18 protein-coding genes are annotated in these 17,298 nt (G+C 59.6%); 13 read left to right on the forward strand and 5 right to left on the reverse strand.

Annotated features, from left to right (window positions below; all coding sequences use genetic code 11):
- Positions 1–45: 45 nt before the first annotated feature.
- Positions 46–1,710, reverse strand: coding sequence for an electron transfer flavoprotein-ubiquinone oxidoreductase (locus L6D63_RS12775; RefSeq protein ID WP_047295612.1), 1,665 nt, complete (start codon positions 1,708–1,710; stop codon positions 46–48).
- A gap of 525 nt (positions 1,711–2,235) precedes the next feature.
- Here L6D63_RS12775 and L6D63_RS12780 point away from each other — a divergent pair.
- The 10 genes from L6D63_RS12780 to L6D63_RS12825 all read left to right on the forward strand — a co-directional run bounded on the left by L6D63_RS12780 (position 2,236) and on the right by L6D63_RS12825 (position 11,680).
- Positions 2,236–2,985 carry an electron transfer flavoprotein subunit beta/FixA family protein gene (locus L6D63_RS12780; protein WP_003226982.1) on the forward strand — a complete coding sequence of 250 codons (750 nt, stop codon included), beginning with the start codon at positions 2,236–2,238 and terminating at the stop codon, positions 2,983–2,985.
- A gap of 2 nt (positions 2,986–2,987) precedes the next feature.
- Positions 2,988–3,917, forward strand: a complete 930-nt coding sequence (locus L6D63_RS12785; RefSeq protein WP_131671672.1) for an electron transfer flavoprotein subunit alpha/FixB family protein — start codon at positions 2,988–2,990, stop codon at positions 3,915–3,917.
- Between the two features lie 80 nt (positions 3,918–3,997).
- On the forward strand, positions 3,998–4,819 hold the full coding sequence (locus L6D63_RS12790) for a substrate-binding periplasmic protein (RefSeq protein ID WP_131671671.1): 822 nt from the start codon (positions 3,998–4,000) through the stop codon (positions 4,817–4,819).
- A 9-nt stretch (positions 4,820–4,828) separates the two neighbouring features.
- The gene (locus L6D63_RS12795; RefSeq protein WP_236170339.1) at positions 4,829–5,185 is read left to right on the forward strand and encodes a DUF4398 domain-containing protein; all 357 of its coding nucleotides are present in this window, start codon (positions 4,829–4,831) and stop codon (positions 5,183–5,185) included.
- A complete protein-coding gene (locus L6D63_RS12800) occupies positions 5,182–5,994 on the forward strand; it encodes an OmpA family protein (RefSeq protein ID WP_041069276.1) in 813 nt (270 codons plus the stop codon). The genes L6D63_RS12795 and L6D63_RS12800 overlap by 4 nt, the downstream gene beginning before the upstream one ends.
- Before the next feature lie 201 nt (positions 5,995–6,195).
- Positions 6,196–7,635: an aminotransferase-like domain-containing protein gene (locus L6D63_RS12805; RefSeq protein WP_003226969.1), complete on the forward strand. Its 1,440-nt coding sequence runs from the start codon at positions 6,196–6,198 to the stop codon at positions 7,633–7,635.
- Between the two features lie 78 nt (positions 7,636–7,713).
- Positions 7,714–8,208, forward strand: coding sequence for a hypothetical protein (locus L6D63_RS12810; protein ID WP_047295602.1), 495 nt, complete (start codon positions 7,714–7,716; stop codon positions 8,206–8,208).
- A 165-nt stretch (positions 8,209–8,373) separates the two neighbouring features.
- Positions 8,374–8,628: a YkgJ family cysteine cluster protein gene (locus tag L6D63_RS12815; protein ID WP_041069283.1), complete on the forward strand. Its 255-nt coding sequence runs from the start codon at positions 8,374–8,376 to the stop codon at positions 8,626–8,628.
- Between the two features lie 41 nt (positions 8,629–8,669).
- Positions 8,670–9,275, forward strand: coding sequence for an START domain-containing protein (locus L6D63_RS12820; protein WP_047295600.1), 606 nt, complete (start codon positions 8,670–8,672; stop codon positions 9,273–9,275).
- A 311-nt stretch (positions 9,276–9,586) separates the two neighbouring features.
- The gene (locus tag L6D63_RS12825; protein WP_041069289.1) at positions 9,587–11,680 is read left to right on the forward strand and encodes an LTA synthase family protein; all 2,094 of its coding nucleotides are present in this window, start codon (positions 9,587–9,589) and stop codon (positions 11,678–11,680) included.
- A gap of 57 nt (positions 11,681–11,737) precedes the next feature.
- Here the strand turns inward: L6D63_RS12825 and L6D63_RS12830 are convergent, their stop codons facing one another.
- Positions 11,738–11,896, reverse strand: a complete 159-nt coding sequence (locus L6D63_RS12830; protein WP_169432680.1) for a DUF3309 family protein — start codon at positions 11,894–11,896, stop codon at positions 11,738–11,740.
- 323 nt (positions 11,897–12,219) lie between these two features.
- Here L6D63_RS12830 and L6D63_RS12835 point away from each other — a divergent pair, with 323 nt between their 5' ends.
- The 3 genes from L6D63_RS12835 to csrA all read left to right on the forward strand — a co-directional run bounded on the left by L6D63_RS12835 (position 12,220) and on the right by csrA (position 13,764).
- Positions 12,220–13,035, forward strand: coding sequence for an SDR family oxidoreductase (locus L6D63_RS12835; RefSeq protein ID WP_047295596.1), 816 nt, complete (start codon positions 12,220–12,222; stop codon positions 13,033–13,035).
- A gap of 63 nt (positions 13,036–13,098) precedes the next feature.
- Positions 13,099–13,431, forward strand: coding sequence for a YnfA family protein (locus L6D63_RS12840; protein WP_003226957.1), 333 nt, complete (start codon positions 13,099–13,101; stop codon positions 13,429–13,431).
- 147 nt (positions 13,432–13,578) lie between these two features.
- Positions 13,579–13,764, forward strand: coding sequence for a carbon storage regulator CsrA (gene csrA, locus L6D63_RS12845; protein WP_041069300.1), 186 nt, complete (start codon positions 13,579–13,581; stop codon positions 13,762–13,764).
- On the opposite strand, the gene L6D63_RS12850 is transcribed toward csrA, so the two are convergent.
- From L6D63_RS12850 to ngg, 3 genes are all read right to left on the reverse strand, one after another.
- On the reverse strand, positions 13,761–13,988 hold the full coding sequence (locus L6D63_RS12850; RefSeq protein ID WP_003192759.1) for a YheU family protein: 228 nt from the start codon (positions 13,986–13,988) through the stop codon (positions 13,761–13,763). The genes csrA and L6D63_RS12850 overlap by 4 nt on opposite strands.
- Positions 13,989–14,190: 202 nt before the next feature.
- Positions 14,191–15,381, reverse strand: a complete 1,191-nt coding sequence (locus tag L6D63_RS12855) for an osmoprotectant NAGGN system M42 family peptidase (RefSeq protein ID WP_131671669.1) — start codon at positions 15,379–15,381, stop codon at positions 14,191–14,193.
- A gap of 165 nt (positions 15,382–15,546) precedes the next feature.
- Positions 15,547–17,295, reverse strand: a complete 1,749-nt coding sequence (gene ngg / locus L6D63_RS12860) for an N-acetylglutaminylglutamine synthetase (RefSeq protein ID WP_131671668.1) — start codon at positions 17,293–17,295, stop codon at positions 15,547–15,549.
- Between the last annotated feature and the right edge of the window lie 3 nt (positions 17,296–17,298).

Genomic DNA, 17,298 nt, shown 5'->3' on the forward strand with positions numbered 1-17,298 from the left:
CAAAAAGGCCCCCGTTTCGGGAGCCTCGTTGTTCAGCGATGCGACTTACATGTTCGGGTAAGTCGGGCCGCCAGCGCCTTCCGGCGTGACCCAGGTGATGTTCTGCGAAGGGTCCTTGATGTCACAGGTCTTGCAGTGCACGCAGTTCTGGGCGTTGATCTGGAAGCGTTTTTCGCCGTCTTCCTTGGTGATCACTTCATACACACCGGCCGGGCAGTAGCGCTGTGCCGGTTCGTCGTACATCGGCAGGTTGCGGCTCAGCGGAATGCTTGGGTCGGTCAGCTTCAGGTGGCACGGCTGTTCTTCTTCGTGGTTGGTACCGGAGATGAACACCGAGCTCAGTTTGTCGAAGCTGAGTTTGCCGTCCGGCTTTGGATAGTCGATCTTCTTGCAGTCGGCCGCGAGCTTCAGGCAGGCGTAGTCCGGCTTGGTGTCGTGCAGGGTGAACGGCAGTTTGCCGCCGAAGATGTTCTGGTCCAGCCAGTTGAAACCACCGCCGACAATCGCGCCGAACTTGTGGATCGCCGGGCCGAAGTTACGGCTGGCGAACAGTTCGTCGTAGAGCCAGCTCTTCTTGAACGCGTCGACGTAGGAGGTCAGCTCTTCGGTGCCATCCTTTTCGGCGAACAGGGCGTCGGCCACCGATTCAGCAGCGAGCATGCCCGACTTCATCGCCGTGTGGCTGCCTTTGATCTTGGCGAAGTTCAGGGTGCCGAGGTCGCAACCGATCAGCGCGCCGCCCTTGAAGACCATTTTCGGCAGCGAGTTCAGGCCACCTTTGCAGATCGCGCGGGCGCCGTAGCTGACGCGTTTGCCGCCTTCCAGGTACTGCGCCAGCACCGGGTGATGCTTGAGGCGCTGGAACTCGTCGAACGGCGACAGGTAAGTGTTGCTGTACGACAGGTCAACGATCAGACCGACCACGACCTGGTTGTTTTCCAGGTGATAGAGGAACGAGCCGCCGGTGTTTTCGGTGCCCATGATGTCCAGCGGCCAACCGGCGGTGTGCACCACCAGGCCTGGCTGGTGTTTGGCCGGGTCGATTTCCCAGATTTCTTTCAGGCCGATGCCGTAGTGCTGGGCATCGGCATCGCTGTCGAGGTTGTAGCGCTTGATCAGTTGCTTGCCGATATGGCCACGGCAGCCTTCGGCGAACAGCGTGTACTTGCCACGCAGTTCCATACCCGGGGTGTACAGGCCTTCTTTCGGGTTGCCTTCGCGGTCGACGCCCAGATCACCGGTGATGATCCCGCGCACGATGCCGTTTTCGTCGATCAAGGCTTCCTGAGCGGCGAAGCCCGGGTAGATTTCCACGCCCAGGTTCTCGGCCTGCTGAGCCAGCCAGCGGCACAGGTTGCCCAGGGAAATAATGTAGTTGCCTTCGTTGTGCATGGTCTTGGGCACAAAGAAGTCAGGGATTTTCTGCGCGCTGTCGGCGTTTTTCAGTACGAAAATGTCATCGCGGGTGACCGGCGTGTTCAGCGGGGCGCCGAGTTCTTTCCAGTCCGGGAACAGTTCGTTCAGAGCGCGTGGTTCGAACACGGCACCGGACAGGATGTGTGCGCCGACTTCGGAGCCTTTTTCGACCACGCAGACGCTGATTTCCTTACCGGCTTCGGCGGCCTTCTGCTTCAGACGGCAGGCGGCGGACAGGCCAGCGGGGCCGGCACCGACGATGACCACGTCGAATTCCATGTATTCGCGTTCCACAGGCTATCTCCTACTCAAGGCTCAACAGTTTTTTTTCTAATTTGGAGGTTCGGTGTCGCATCCGTTATTGCCTTTACGTTAACGTCAAGGGTAATAATGGGCAAACCACCTTTCTCTCTAGGCGGCGCATTATATCTACACCACTCCGAGCGTCCAATACAAACGTTTGTTTGAATCGGCTCCAGCCCAGAGAAATCAAAGAAGCGCGGCTTATGAACGGCCATTTTGCCGTATTGACCGGAATAGGCGTTCCGGTCAAGATACGGGCGGTTTTGCGCTCGCCGTAGGCAGACTGGCGGTTTCAAGAGCACCTCTAAAGACAGGGCACAGGCAGTTCAAGGTGATGCGCAGCGCAAGTCCGGCGCGCAGTTTACACACCGTGCGATTCAATGACCCGTTGGTCACCACTGACGAACGGTCATCGCCCCCCGCCGGCGTTTTTAGAGGTGCCCTTGTGCCCGATGAGCATCAACCGCCAGGTTCGCCTAGGCGACTTTCTTTTCACCGGAGAGTAACGAGGAATCCATGAAGGTTCTTGTAGCTGTCAAACGCGTTGTGGATTACAACGTCAAGGTTCGCGTCAAGGCGGACAATTCCGGCGTAGACCTCGCCAACGTCAAGATGTCGATGAACCCGTTCTGCGAAATCGCAGTGGAAGAAGCCGTACGCCTGAAAGAGAAAGGTGTTGCGACTGAAATCGTCGTCGTCTCCATCGGCCCGTCCACCGCTCAGGAACAGCTGCGTACCGCACTGGCTCTGGGTGCCGACCGTGCCATCCTCGTCGAATCCGCTGAAGACCTGACTTCGCTGGCCGTGGCCAAGCTGCTCAAGGCTGTGGTCGACAAGGAACAGCCTCAGCTGGTGATCCTGGGCAAACAGGCGATCGACAGCGACAACAACCAGACCGGCCAGATGCTTGCTGCACTGAGCGGCTATGGTCAGGGCACATTCGCTTCGAAAGTCGAAGTCTCCGGCGACAGCGTTGCCGTGACCCGCGAAATCGACGGCGGCGCGCAGACCGTTTCCCTGAAACTGCCGGCCATCGTCACCACCGACCTGCGTTTGAACGAGCCGCGCTACGCGTCCCTGCCAAACATCATGAAAGCCAAGAAGAAGCCTCTCGAAGTGCTGACTCCGGACGCTTTGGGCGTTTCCACCGCCTCCACCAACAAGACCCTGAAAGTCGAAGCGCCGGCTGCACGCAGCGCGGGTATCAAGGTCAAGTCGGTGGCTGAACTGGTCGAGAAACTGAAAAACGAAGCGAAGGTAATCTAAAAATGACTATCTTGGTAATCGCTGAACACGACAACAAAGTGCTGGCCCCGGCCACGCTGAACACCGTGGCTGCCGCTGCCAAAATCGGCGGCGACATTCACGTACTGGTTGCAGGTCAGGGCGCTGGCGCCGTGGCCGAAGCCGCGGCGAAAATCGCAGGCGTGGGCAAAGTCCTGAGCGCTGACAATGCCGCTTACGCGCATCAGTTGCCGGAAAACGTTGCGCCGCTGGTAGCAGAGCTGGGCGCTGGTTACAGCCACATCCTGGCTGCCGCCACGTCCAACGGCAAAAACATCCTGCCGCGCGTTGCCGCTGCACTGGATGTTGACCAGATCTCCGAGATCATCTCGGTAGAAAGCGCCGATACGTTCAAGCGTCCGATCTACGCCGGTAACGCCATCGCTACCGTGCAATCGACCGCTGCGATCAAAGTGATCACCGTGCGTGCCACCGGTTTCGACCCGGTTGCTGCCGAAGGTGGTTCGGCGGCTGTTGAAGCCGTATCGGCTGCGCACGATGCTGGCACCTCCAGCTTCGTCAGCGAAGAACTGGCCAAGTCGGATCGTCCTGAGCTGACCGCCGCCAAGATCGTCGTCTCCGGCGGCCGCGGCATGCAGAACGGCGACAACTTCAAACACCTGTACGCCCTGGCCGACAAGCTGGGCGCCGCCGTCGGTGCTTCGCGCGCCGCGGTCGACGCAGGTTTCGTACCCAACGACATGCAGGTCGGTCAGACCGGCAAGATCGTTGCACCACAGTTGTACATCGCCGTCGGTATCTCCGGCGCGATCCAGCACCTGGCCGGCATGAAAGACTCCAAAGTGATCGTTGCGATCAACAAGGACGAAGAAGCGCCGATCTTCCAGGTGGCCGATTACGGTCTGGTGGCGGATCTGTTCGAAGCAGTCCCTGAGCTGGAGAAGCTGGTCTAATCCGGCGGCTTCACTTATAAAGAGCCCGGCCTTCTGGTCGGGCTTTTTTTTGTCTCGAATTTGAGTGGAGAGCGTTTGCCATGGATCTGCGCCGCAGGTTGTTATTGGGATTGATCCTGTTGCCGGGGATGGCTGCGGCTGCCGGCAAGTGCGAGCGCCTGGTCGTCACCGGTAGCCCGGACGCGCCGCCGTACTTGTGGCAGGACCCGCAGAACCCCAAACATTTGATCGGCGCCAGTGCCGACCTGTTGCAGCAAGTGGCCAAGGATCTGGGGATCAAGGTCGAGCTGCTCTACGCCGGCAAACGCGCGCAGGCCCTCGACGAAGTGCGCAGCGGGCGCATGGACATGCTGGCGGACACGCCGCTGATGTTCAATGAGCTGGAAAACCTCGACTACGTCTATCCGCCGTTGCTGGAAAACGACTACCTGGTGTGGACGCGCAAAGGCTCGACGCTGGCCTACAGCGAAGCAAAAGACCTGCACGGGCACACTGGCGGGTTGTCGGAAAAGTCTCGAATGACCCAGGCTTTTGGCACTTTCGCCGAGCAGAATCTGACCCTGACGCGGACGGCAAACATCACTCAGGCCTTTCAGAAACTTCTGCTGGGCGAAGTGGAATATGTACTCGCCGGGCGCTACTCGGGCATGGCTGCCGCGCAGGCATTGGGCATGGCCAATGATCTGCTGGCGTTCGAACAGCCGATCGACCGACCAGGATTGTTCCTCGCGATTTCGCATAACTCGGCCTGCAACGATCCGTGGTTGCGCGGACAGCTCGCTAAAAAGATGACAGAATTGCCCGCGTCCGGACTGACCGAGGCCGCGCTGCAACGCAATATCGAGCGCTGGAAGGCCCAGCAGCAACAACCGCAGCCACCTGTCAGTGCCCCAAAACAGTAGGGATTCTTAGTGAGTATTCGACCTCTTTTCGCGGCCATGGCCGTTCTGGCCCTGGCCGGCTGCGCCAATGATCCGGCACCCCATGAGCAAATGCGCCTGACCGAGCAGGCCATCACCCAGGCCAAGGCTGTCGGTGCGACCGCCGATGAAGTGCCGGAAATGAAACTGGCCGAAGACAAGTTCAACCGGGCCAAGGGCAACATGGCCGACGAGTCTTTCAAGAACGCCCGCATGCGCGCCGAGCAGGCCGAGCTGGATGCGCGTCTGGCCGAAGCCAAAGTGCTGACGCAAAAGAGCGAAGAGCAACTCAACGTGCTCAACACCCGCATCATCCGTCTGCGCAAGCAACTGGGAGATGCCCAATGAGCCTCAAGTCCAAAATCCTCGGCGGGATGATTCTGGCCGGTTGCGCAAGCCTCTATGGCTGCGCCGGTCAACACGGCGAAGCCGCATTGCAACAGGCTGGCAGTGACTTTCAGAAGGTCAAGGAAGATTCCAATGTGCTGCGTATCGCGCCGAAGGATGTGATCCGCGCCGGTGAGTCGCTGGCCCGCGCCGATCGCTTGTCCACCTATTGGGGCAGTGGCGCGGACGTGGTGCATTACGCGTACTTGAGTCAGCGCTACAGCGAAATCGCTCGCGAACACACCAATCTGGTGCTCAACGAAGAGCGCGCGGCGAAGCTTGAGCTGGAGCGTCAGCGCCTGCAACTGGCCCTGCGCGAGTCCAAACTGCTGAGCGTGCAGCAGCAGGGTAAATGGCTGGAAGAACAGATCGTGGCGTTGGCCACTACGCAGACCGATCGCGGCCTGGTGATGACCCTTGGTGATGTTCTGTTCGACACTGGCGAGGCGGAGCTGAAGAACTCGGCCAATCGCGTGGTGTTGAAGATTGTGCAGTTCCTGCAACTCAACCCGAAACGTGTGGTGCGTATCGAGGGTTACACCGACAGCACCGGTGGCAAACAGGAAAACCTCAAGCTGTCGCGTGATCGCGCGCAAGCAGTGGCCGATGTGTTGATGGACCTGGGGATTGAGGACAAGCGGATTCAGGTCGAAGGTTACGGTGACGAATACCCGGTGGACGCCAACGCTTCCGAGCGCGGTCGGGCACAGAACCGTCGGGTGGAAATTGTGTTCTCCGACGAAAAAGGCCAGCTTGGCGCCGCCCGCTGAGGGCTGCGTCTCTGGAAAGCCCGGCCTGTCATGCAGCGCCGGGCTTTTTTACGGCTGTCGATTGGCACGCAAATCCGTACAGTTGTGGCTGACACTGCACTGTATGGTCGACTATGGTGGCAACTGTCCCAGTACACTTCTAAACTGTTCCGGTATTGTTTCACACAAGAATAAAATGCCCGTGAAATCGAGTGCTGCGTCATGACCAACCTCTTGCTCTACCAACGTATTGCTCAACAATTGGCGGAAGACATCCGGCGCGGTGTCTATCAACCCGGAGAACGCGTGCCGTCGGTGCGCAAGATGAGTTCGCAGCTCAATGTCAGCCATGCGACGGTGTTGCAGGCGTATGCCAATCTCGAAGATCAGGGCCTGATCCGTGCACGGCCGCAGTCCGGCTACTACGTGCACCAGACCCCGGCACTGACGGCGCCGACCCCGGACATCGCCCGGGTCGAACGCCCGGGCCTGGTCACGCGCGCCAGCATCATTCAGCAAGTATTGGTCGAGTCTCGGCGCGAGGGGGTTTTCCCGTTGGGCGCTGCGGTGCCGAGTGTCGATTACCTCCCGGTTCGCGCACTGCATCAGCAACTGGCCAAGGTCACCCGATTCCATAGCCCTCGCGCGTTCAGCTACATGTTCAGCCCCGGCTTCGAACCGTTGCGCCGGCAAGTGGCAATCCGCATGCGTGATGCTGGAGTGGTGGTCGATCCGTCGGAAGTGGTCATTACCCACGGTTGTGTCGATGCGCTGCAGATGTCGCTGCGGGTGCTGACCCGTCCGGGAGATCTGATCGCTGCCGAATCGCCAACCTATTACGGCCTGCTGCAACTGGCCGATCTGTTGGGCCTGAAAGTGATCGAGATCCCCAGCGATCCGGCCACCGGCATGAGCCTCGAAGCCTTGCAACTGGCGGCCAACCAATGGTCGATCAAGGCTTTGGTACTGACCACGCGCCTGAGCAATCCGTTGGGCGGCACCATGCCGGAAGAACGCCAGAAACAACTGCTGCGTCTGGCCTCGGACTTCGATATCCAGATCGTCGAAGACGATATCTATGGGGAGTTGATGTTCGAACAGGGCCGCACCAAAGCCCTCAAGGCTTACGATCGACTGGATCGGGTGATTTACTGCTCGAGCTTTTCCAAAACGTTGTCGCCGGGCGTGCGCGTCGGCTGGATGATTGCCGGCAAGTATCAGCAGGAAATCCAGCGTCTGCAGACCTTCACCACGCATTCGGCATGCAGCGTGACGCAGATGGCGATTGCCGCTTATCTGGAAAATGGCGGTTATGACCGGCATTTACGGTACATCCGCCAGGAATACCGGAAAAATCTCAGCGCGTTCCAGTTGGCGGTGCAGCAGTACTTTCCCGAAGGTACGCAGATGACCCGGCCCACGGGCGGTTTCATCCTCTGGGTGAGTCTGCCGGGCAGGGTCAATACCCAGGAATTGCATGTCCGCGCATTGCAGCAGGGCATCAGCATTGCACCGGGGCTGATCTTCAGTAATACCGAGCAGTTCAATCACTGCATCCGCCTGAACTGCGGCACACCGTGGAATCGCGAGGCGGAAAGGGCGCTGATGACCCTCGGTCTGCTGGCGACTCAACTGTGTCAGGAAACGGCTGGCGGTTTCTGAACGAGCGGCGCGTCGTGCTTGTCTTGTGGCGCTCAACAGGCGAGCATATGGCCCTCTGCCGTTAGTGTTGTAGGGTTCATGAAAGCGATTTTGCCTGCTGCCTGGATTTTGCTTGGTGTGTTGATGATGGGCCATGCGCCCGGTGTCATGGCAGCTGCCGTTCAGGAAAAGCCCGCAACGTCCGCGCCGGCAAGCAAACCGGCGGCGAGCAAAAAAGCCGTTGCAGATAACAAAGCTGCGGCTAAAAAAGCCCCACAGAAGAAAGCCGCCGCGGTGAAGAAACGGCCCCCGGTCGCCTCCAAGTCGAAACCGGCCAGCGAAGTGGCGAAAACCAGACTGCCACCGGCCAAGCTTGACCTGAGCTTGCCCAAGGATATGGTTCAGCAGCTTAAACCTGCCGGTACTGTACCGATGCCCAAGCACGACGCAATCCTGCCGCAGATGTTTGGCGAGAAGAACAGTGGCTTTCAGCTCAACGGCCGCCTGCTCAGCAACGAAATGCAGTTGCAGCTGCGCAATGAGGAGCGCCGTGAAGTCGAAGGCGCAGCACTGGATTTCGAGTTCAAGCAATAAATTCAATCGATCCGTGACCCGCGGACCAGACGCTTTGTCGGAGACTGGTCAGTCACATTCAGTTATCGGTAAAAACCCCGGTACAGGGAATTTGAAACAACCGTTTTAGCGGTTACTCTGTCCGCGTCTCTTTAACACATTGCCCGTTGCGAGGACTTGCTCGTCATGAAATGCCGTGAAGGCTGTGGCGCTTGCTGTATTGCCCCCTCCATCAGTTCTGCCATTCCGGGCATGCCCAACGGCAAGCCTGCCGGCGAACGTTGCGTGCAGCTCTCGGTCGAAAACCTGTGCAGCATTTTCGGCCAGCCGGAGCGTCCGGCGGTTTGTTCAGGATTTGCCGCCGATGTCGAAGTCTGTGGCAGCAGCTCCGAGGAAGCGATCAAACTGATCGGCTGGTGGGAGCAGATGACGGCGGCGTGATGTGTCAAACGAACGGAACTTCAACAATAAGGAATAAGACTATGGGTTCGCTGCATCGTATCGCTGTGTTGTGTGGTTTGACCGCTGTACTGGCTACTTCGTTGGCTCAGGCCGAGGACTGGAAGGTCGCCAAGGAACAGGACGGGATCAAGGTCTCGCTGGCTCAAGTGCCGGGCTCGGATTACAAGTCCTACCAGGGCGTGACCCTGATGAAGACCACCGTGGCCAAACTGCGTGCCTTGCAGGACGACGTGGCTGGCGCCTGCACCTGGATTCACGAGTGCAAAGCCCAGAAGCTGCTCAAGCACGAGGGCGATCAGAGCTGGACCTACACCCAGTTCAATACGCCGTGGCCAGTGACCCCACGTGATTCGGTGTTGCACATCACCACCGTTGAGGGCGCCGATGGCAGCCTGACCCGCAACCTCGAAGGCGTGCCGAAGTACATTCCCGAAGAGAAAGGCTTTGTCCGTGTCGCTCAGGTCAAAGGGTTCTGGAAGTTCGTACCCAAAGGTGATCAAGTCGAAGTGACCTATCAGGTGCACACTGAGCCCGGCGGCAGCGTACCGAGCATGATTGCCAACAAGTTCGTGGTCGACGCTCCCTTCAATACCCTTAAAGCCCTGAAAGAACGCGCCGAGAAGTAATTTTTCGCGCTGACAGCAAAACGCCCCGACCGAATCGGGGCGTTTTGTTTTGTCGTTATATTGTGTTTCCAGATATGCGCTGCACGAAATTTTCACAAAGCGTTCCTGACAATTCGCCCGCGCAATGCGTGCTGTCTGCGAACGATTGCCTTTATGAAAGAGTCGGGCAGCGGGGCACTAATCAATGGCAATGCTGCCGGTGATCGTGCAACATTTGCGCACCGCGCACGCCCCGGGGTCTGGAATGGCCAATAGAGGGCATGGCGCCGCTGTATTTTGCAACTTCAACTTCCAATGGGTCCTAAAACGACATGGCAAACCCGGACGCCCTGAATCAGCAGCGATCTTCAACTCGCCTGCTGCAACCGACCGTCAAATCGCATCTGGCCTACACCCTGTTGTGTGCCCTGGTCATGATGGTGATGTTTTCCGTGCTGCGCCTCGCGCTGCTGGTCTACAACCGCGAGATGATCCTCGATACCCCGGCTTCGACCTTCCTCGAAGCTTTCGCCAACGGCTTGCGTTTCGACCTGCGCCTGGTGGTCTACGTCTGCGTTCCGCTGCTGCTGGCACTGTTCAGTGCGCGGGCGATGGCTGCGCGTGGCTTCTTCCGTCTGTGGCTGACCGTGGCGTCCAGCATCGCGCTGTTCCTCGGCCTGATGGAGATGGACTTCTACCGTGAGTTCCACCAGCGCCTCAATGGCCTGGTGTTCCAGTACGTGAAAGAAGACCCGAAAACCGTGATGAGCATGCTCTGGTACGGTTTCCCGGTGGTGCGCTACCTGCTGGCGTGGGTGATCGGCACCGTGATCCTGACCCTGGCCTTCAAGGGCGCCGATCGTGCAACCCGTCCGCGCGGCCCGTTCAGCGGCGGCAACGTCGGCACCCGCCAGGTGGCGCCGTGGTACACCCGTCTGGCGGTGTTCGTGGTCTGCCTGCTGATCTGCGTCGTGGCCGCCCGTGGCACCCTGCGTCAGGGCCCGCCGCTGCGCTGGGGTGACGTGTACACCACCGAATCGAATTTCGCCAACCAGCTCGGCCTCAACGGTACGCTGTCGCTGATCGCCGCCGCCAAGGACCGCATGGGCGAGGATCGCAACAACATCTGGAAAGCCACCCTGCCGCAGGAACAGGCGCAGAAAGTGGTGCGCGAGATGCTGGTGATGCCGGACGACAAACTGGTCGATGCCGACATTGCGGCGGTGCGTCGTGACTACACGCCACCGGCCGACAAGACCCTGCCGATCAAGAATGTGGTCGTGATCCTGATGGAAAGCATGGCCGGTCACTCGGTGGGCGCCTTGGGCGCACCGGGCAACATCACGCCGTACCTCGACAAACTGTCGAAGGAAGGCCTGCTGTTCGACCGTTTCTTCTCCAACGGCACCCATACCCACCAAGGCATGTTTGCGACCATGGCGTGCTTCCCGAACCTGCCGGGTTTCGAATACCTGATGCAGACCCCGGAAGGCAGCCACAAGCTCTCCGGCCTGCCGCAGCTGCTCAGTGCGCGCAAGTATGACGACGTGTATGTCTACAACGGCGACTTCGCCTGGGACAACCAGTCGGGCTTCTTCAGCAATCAGGGCATGACCAACTTCGTGGGTCGTAACGACTTCGTCAACCCGGTGTTCTCCGATCCGACCTGGGGCGTGTCCGACCAGGACATGTTCGACCGTGGCCTGGTGGAGCTTAAGGCGCGGGAGAATGGCAAACCGTTCTATGCGCTGCTGCAAACCCTGTCCAACCACACGCCGTACGCCTTGCCAACGCCTTTGCCGGTGGAGCGCGTGACCGATCGCGGCACGCTCAACGAACACCTGACGGCCATGCGTTACGCCGACTGGGCACTGGGTCAGTTCTTCGAGAAGGCGCGCAAAGAGCCGTACTTCAAGGAAACCCTGTTCGTCATCGTCGGCGACCACGGCTTTGGCAACGAGCGTCAGATCACCGAAATGGACCTGGGCCGCTTCAACGTGCCGATGCTGATGATCGCCCCGGGCATTCAGGAGAAGTTCGGTACCCGTGACCATACCGTGGGCACCCAGATCGACATCGTGCCGACCATCATGGGTCGTCTGGGTGGCGAAGTGCGTCACCAGTGCTGGGGCCGTGACCTGCTCAACCTGCCGGCCGGCGACACCGGTTTCGGTGTGATCAAGCCGTCGGGCAGCGAGCAGACCACTGCCATCGTCACCGCTGACCAGATCCTGGTCTTGCCGAAGGAGAAGGAAATGGCGCCGAAGATCTACCAGTACCAACTGGGCGCGAACCCTTCTGCGGAGATCATTCCGGACGCACCGCGTACCGCCGAATTGAAACTCAAGCTTGAAGCGTTCCTGCAAACGGCGACCAAGAGCCTGATGGACAACACGGCCGGTGTGATCAACGGCAAGCCGGACTGATAAAACCGCTGCATAAAAAAGAGGCCCCTGAGGGCCTCTTTTTTTTGTCTTGGGGTTTTATATCCTGCCAAGTAACAGCAAGACCAACAGCACCACCAACACCACGCCAATAATGCCCGAAGGGCCATAACCCCAACTTCTGGAGTGCGGGAAGACCGGCAGACCACCGATCAGCAACAGGATCAGGATAATGATAAGAATTGTGCCCATGTCGATTTCCTTGTTTATAGCGTTCGAGAAGTCTTGGTATTCAAGGGCGACTGGAGGCTAACTAATTCCAGACGGCTTACAAATTCCGACCGGTGCGTATGAAAGAAAATTCAATGTTTTTTTAATGTATTTGGATGACTCGTTTATTTCCTTTGAAGCGCGAGATCAAAAGATCGCAGCCTTCGGCAGCTCCTACAGGGAACTGATGCAGGAGCTGCCGAAGGCTGCGATCTTTTGATCCTGTATTCAGCATTCTGATGGAGCGTGGGTGGCCAGTGTTCCTTCGCTACACTCCGCGCATCTCCTACAGAACAACAAGGCTGTCTGCTATGCAAAATCGCATGATGATCACGGGTGCGGGCTCAGGTTTAGGTCGCGAACTAGCACTGCGCTGGGCGCGTGAAGGCTGGCAGCTGGCCTTGTCCGACGTCAGCGAACCTGGCCTGCAGGAAACCCTGAAGCGGGTGCGCGAGGCCGGTGGCGACGGGTTCGTCCAGCGCTGCGATGTGCGTGATTACAGCCAGCTCACCGCGTTTGCCCAGGCCTGCGAAGAGAAGCTCGGCGGCATCGACATCATCGTCAACAACGCCGGTGTGGCGTCCGGCGGGTTCTTCAGCGAACTGTCGCTGGAGGACTGGGACTGGCAGATCGCGATCAACCTGATGGGCGTGGTCAAAGGCTGCAAGGCCTTCCTGCCGCTGCTGGAAAAGAGCAAAGGCAAGATCATCAACATTGCGTCGATGGCGGCATTGATGCAGGGCCCGGCGATGAGCAATTACAACGTGGCCAAGGCCGGTGTGGTGGCGCTGTCTGAAAGTTTGCTGGTGGAACTGGCGCAGCAGGAAGTCGGGGTGCATGTGGTCTGCCCGTCGTTCTTCCAGACCAACTTGCTCGACTCGTTCCGTGGCCCGACGCCAGCCATGAAAGCGCAGGTTGGCAAGTTGCTGGAAAGTTCGCCGATCAGCGCGGCCGACATCGCCGACTACATTTATCAGCAAGTGGCCGCCGGCGAGTTCATGATCCTGCCGCACGAGCAGGGACGCATGGCCTGGGCGATCAAGCAGAAGAACCCGCAACTGATCTACAACGAAATGACCACTATGGCCGATAAAATGCGCGCCAAGGCCAAACAAACCAACGGCTGAACTTGCCCCATGGGTGTCGCGTCGCTAGGGTGGCCGCAATGGTCACCCTGTCGAGACGCATCAATGCTCAATTACCTGTGGTTCTTCCTCGCGGCGCTGTTTGAAATCGCCGGTTGTTTCGCCTTTTTCATGTGGTTGCGCCAGGGCAAAAGTGCCTTGTGGGTGATCCCGGCGCTGCTCAGCCTGACGCTGTTCGCCCTGTTGCTGACCCGTGTCGAAGCGGCTTACGCCGGTCGCGCCTATGCCGCCTATGGCGGGATCTACATCGTCGCGTCGATTGGCTGGCTGGCAGTGGTTGAACGGGTGCGTCCCTTGGGTTCGGACTGGATCGGCGTGGCGCTGTGCGTGATCGGCGCCAGCGTGATCCTGTTCGGGCCGCGGTTTAGCGCCGCGTGAGGCGAGACTGTTTAGCGATTTGCAGGAAACGTCTGACGGGCGCAGCGCTTGCGGGTGTAGGGCAAGACTGAATTGCTCGCCGCGCATTGTAGAGCGGGCGTGCACCGCGCATCTTCAGGGCTGGTTAACCCTTGAAGGACGAACTCCATGCTTGTACTCAGCCGTGTTGTGGGCGAGTTGATTTCCATCGGTGACGACATTTCCCTGCGGGTGTTGTCCGTCAACGGCTCCAGTGTGCGCTTTGGTGTCGAAGCGCCGCAGAAGATCAATGTGCACCGTTCGGAAGTCTATGAGCGGATTCAGCGCAAACAAGCCACCGAGAAGGTCCGCTAGTCGAACAGGTGCTTGGGCACGTCGTGTTTGAGCATCAGTTGGCATTGTTCGCTTTCCGGGTCGAAAACGATCAGCGCCTGGCCTTTGGTCAACGCCTGGCGGACGCGCAGCACGCGGGTTTCCAGCGGCGTGTCATCACCGTTGTCGGTGCCATCGCGAGTGACAAAGTCCTCGATCAGGCGGGTGAGGGTGTCGACTTCTAGAGCGTCGTAGGGAATCAGCATGGGCACCTCGGTTCAATCAATGGCGGGATGCTACGGCGATTGGTGGCTGGCTGCCAGTTTTGTGTGGGCAGTATCGGCCCTATCGCTGGCAAGCCAGCTCCCACAGGGTTTGATGGTGTACACAAACCACTGATCCACCCCGAAAACCGTGGGAGCTGGCTTGCCAGCGATGGGGCCAGTCCAGCCACCACGGAAGCCCGGATCAACTGTCGGAGCGCTGCCCCACCAGACTGTCCACCGAAGGCACCCGCGTATCGCTCTCCATTTGCGTGTCATGCTCGATCTGGTGACTGAAGCGATCCAGCGAAGCATTGGCCGGCGCGGCATCGCTGGCAAATACCGGCGGGCTCAGAATGTACGCTCCAAGCAAACGACTGAGCGCCGCCAGACTGTCGATGTGCGTGCGCTCGTAACCATGGGTTGCATCACAACCGAAGGCGAGCAGGGCCGTGCGGATGTCGTGCCCGGCGGTCACCGCCGAATGCGCGTCGCTGAAGTAATAGCGGAACAGGTCGCGCCTTACCGGCAGTTCGTTTTCACTGGCCAGACGCAGTAAATGTCGCGACAGGTGATAGTCATAAGGGCCACCGGAATCCTGCATCGCTACGCTCACCGCGTGCTCACTGGAATGCTGGCCCGGAGCAACCGGCGCAATGTCAATGCCGACGAATTCGCTGACATCCCACGGCAAGGCCGCTGCCGCACCGCTGCCGGTTTCTTCGGTAATGGTGAACAGCGGATGACAGTCGATCATCAATTCCTGACCGCTGTCGACGATGGCTTTGAGCGCGGCGAGCAGCGCGGCGACACCCGCCTTGTCGTCGAGGTGGCGGGCGCTTATGTGGCCGCTGTCGGTGAACTCCGGCAACGGGTCGAACGCCACCACGTCGCCGACACTGACGCCCAGCGAGTCGCAATCGGCCTTGGTTGCGCAATACGCATCCAGACGCAGTTCGACGTGATCCCAACTGATCGGCATCTCGTCCACGGCGGTGTTGAACGCGTGCCCGGAGGCCATCAACGGCAACACGCTGCCGCGAATCACGCCGTTGTCGGTGAACAGGCTGACGCGGCTGCCCTCGGCAAACCGGCTCGACCAGCAGCCGACCGGGGCCAGGGTCAGGCGACCGTTGTCTTTCACCGCGCGCACGGCAGCACCAATGGTGTCGAGGTGCGCGGAAACGGCGCGGTCGGGGCTGTTTTTCTTGCCCTTGAGCGTGGCGCGGATGGTGCCGCGACGGGTCATTTCGAAAGGGATACCGAGTTCTTCCAGACGCTCGGCGACGTAGCGCACGATGGTGTCGGTGAAGCCCGTGGGGCTGGGGATGGCGAGCATTTCCAGCAGGACTTTTTGCAGGTAGTTCAGATCCGGTTCGGGAATTTGTGTGGTCATGGAAACTCCTGATGAGTTGAGGCGCATCGATGGTTTCGATGAGGAAATTTGTGTTGCCTGTCAGGGCCTCATCGCTGGCAAGCCAGCTCCCACAGTGATGGGGTACACCGATAAACCTGTGGGAGCTGGCTTGCCAGCGATGGGGCCGTTTCAGGCTCTACATGATCAAGAAACAGCCGGCTGACTGTGCGGAAACAACAGATCGACAAAGCGCTCCGCCGTCGGCTGCGGCTCGTGATTGGCCAGGCCGGCGCGTTCGTTGGCTTCGATAAACACGTACTCCGCTTGATCCGCCGCCGGCACCATCAAGTCGAGGCCGACCATTGGAATGTCCAGCGCCCGCGCTGCGCGGACGGCGGCATCGACCAGGGTCGGGTGCAGAATCGCCGTAACGTCTTCCAGCGTGCCGCCGGTGTGCAGATTGGCGGTGCGGCGCACAAACAGGTGTTCGCCCGCCGGCAAAATAGTGCTGTAGTCATAACCGGCCGCGTGCAGGGTGCGCTGGGTTTCGTGGTCCAGCGGGATCTTGCTCTCGCCCCCGGTGGCGGCTTGCCGGCGTCGACTCTGGGCCTCGATCAATGCACCGATCGAATGATGGCCATCACCGACCACCTCGGCGGGACGACGAATCGCTGCCGCCACCACTTCAAAACCGATCACCAGAATCCGCAGATCGAGACCTTCGTGGAAGCTTTCGAGCAGCACGCGGCTGTCAAAACGCTTGGCGGCTTCGATGGCCTGCTGCACCTCTTCGATGCTCTGCAAATCCACCGCCACGCCCTGGCCTTGTTCACCGTCGAGCGGCTTGACCACCACCCGCTGATGTTCATCGAGAAACGCCAGGTTGTCGTCGGCGTTGCCCGCCAGTTGCTGCGAAGGCAGCTTCAGGCCGGCGCCTTTCAACACTTTGTGGGTCAGGCTTTTGTCTTGGCACAGACTCATGCTGATCGCGCTGGTCAGGTCGCTCAGCGATTCGCGGCAACGCACGCGACGCCCGCCATGGCTGAGGGTGAACAGCCCGGCTTCGGCGTCGTCCACCTGCACATCGATGCCGCGCCGGTGCGCTTCCTCGACGATGATCCGCGCATAAGGGTTGAAATTGGCTTCCGGCCCGGGCCCGAGGAACAGCGTCTGGTTGATGCCGTTCTTGCGTTTGATGGCGAAGGTCGAGAGGTTGCGAAAGCCGAGTTTGGCATAGAGATTCTTGGCCTGACGGTTGTCATGCAACACCGACAAATCCAGATAACTCAGGCCACGACTCATGAAGTGTTCGATCAAATGCCGCACCAGCACTTCACCGACACCGGGCCGCGAGCACTGTGGATCCACCGCCAGGCACCACAGGCTGCTGCCGTGTTCCGGATCGTTGAAGGCTTTCTGGTGATTGAGGCCCATGACGCTGCCGATTACTGCGCCGCTGTCTTCATCTTCGGCCAGCCAATAAACCGGGCCGCCCTGATGATGCGGAGTCAGCCGCGTGGCATCGATCGGCAACATGCCGCGTGCCTGATACAGCAGATTGATTGCCTGCCAGTCCGCTTCGCTTTGCGCGCGGCGAATGCGGAAGCCGCGAAACACGCGGGTGGCCTGGCGGTAATCGCTGAACCACAGGCGCAGGGTATCGGACGGGTCGAGAAACAGTTGCGTCGGTTCGAGCCCGAGAATCTGTTGCGGTGCGGCAACGTACAGAGCGATATCGCGTTCGCCGGGCTGCTCGTTGAGCAGTTCCTGGGCCAGTGTCGCCGGGTCAGGAAAGGTGTGACCGATCAGCAGCCGGCCCCAGCCGCAATGCACGGCAATGGGGTCGGCGCCGAGTTCGCTGCCGTCTTCGGCCAGACGCGCCTGCAAACGTTCATACGACGGTGTCTGGCCGCGCAACAGGCGTTGATTGATAGCCGTGGCGTGAGGTTTCATCAA

Origin of the sequence: Pseudomonas parakoreensis, from assembly GCF_021602155.1 — a bacterium.
Lineage (GTDB): Bacteria > Pseudomonadota > Gammaproteobacteria > Pseudomonadales > Pseudomonadaceae > Aquipseudomonas > Aquipseudomonas parakoreensis.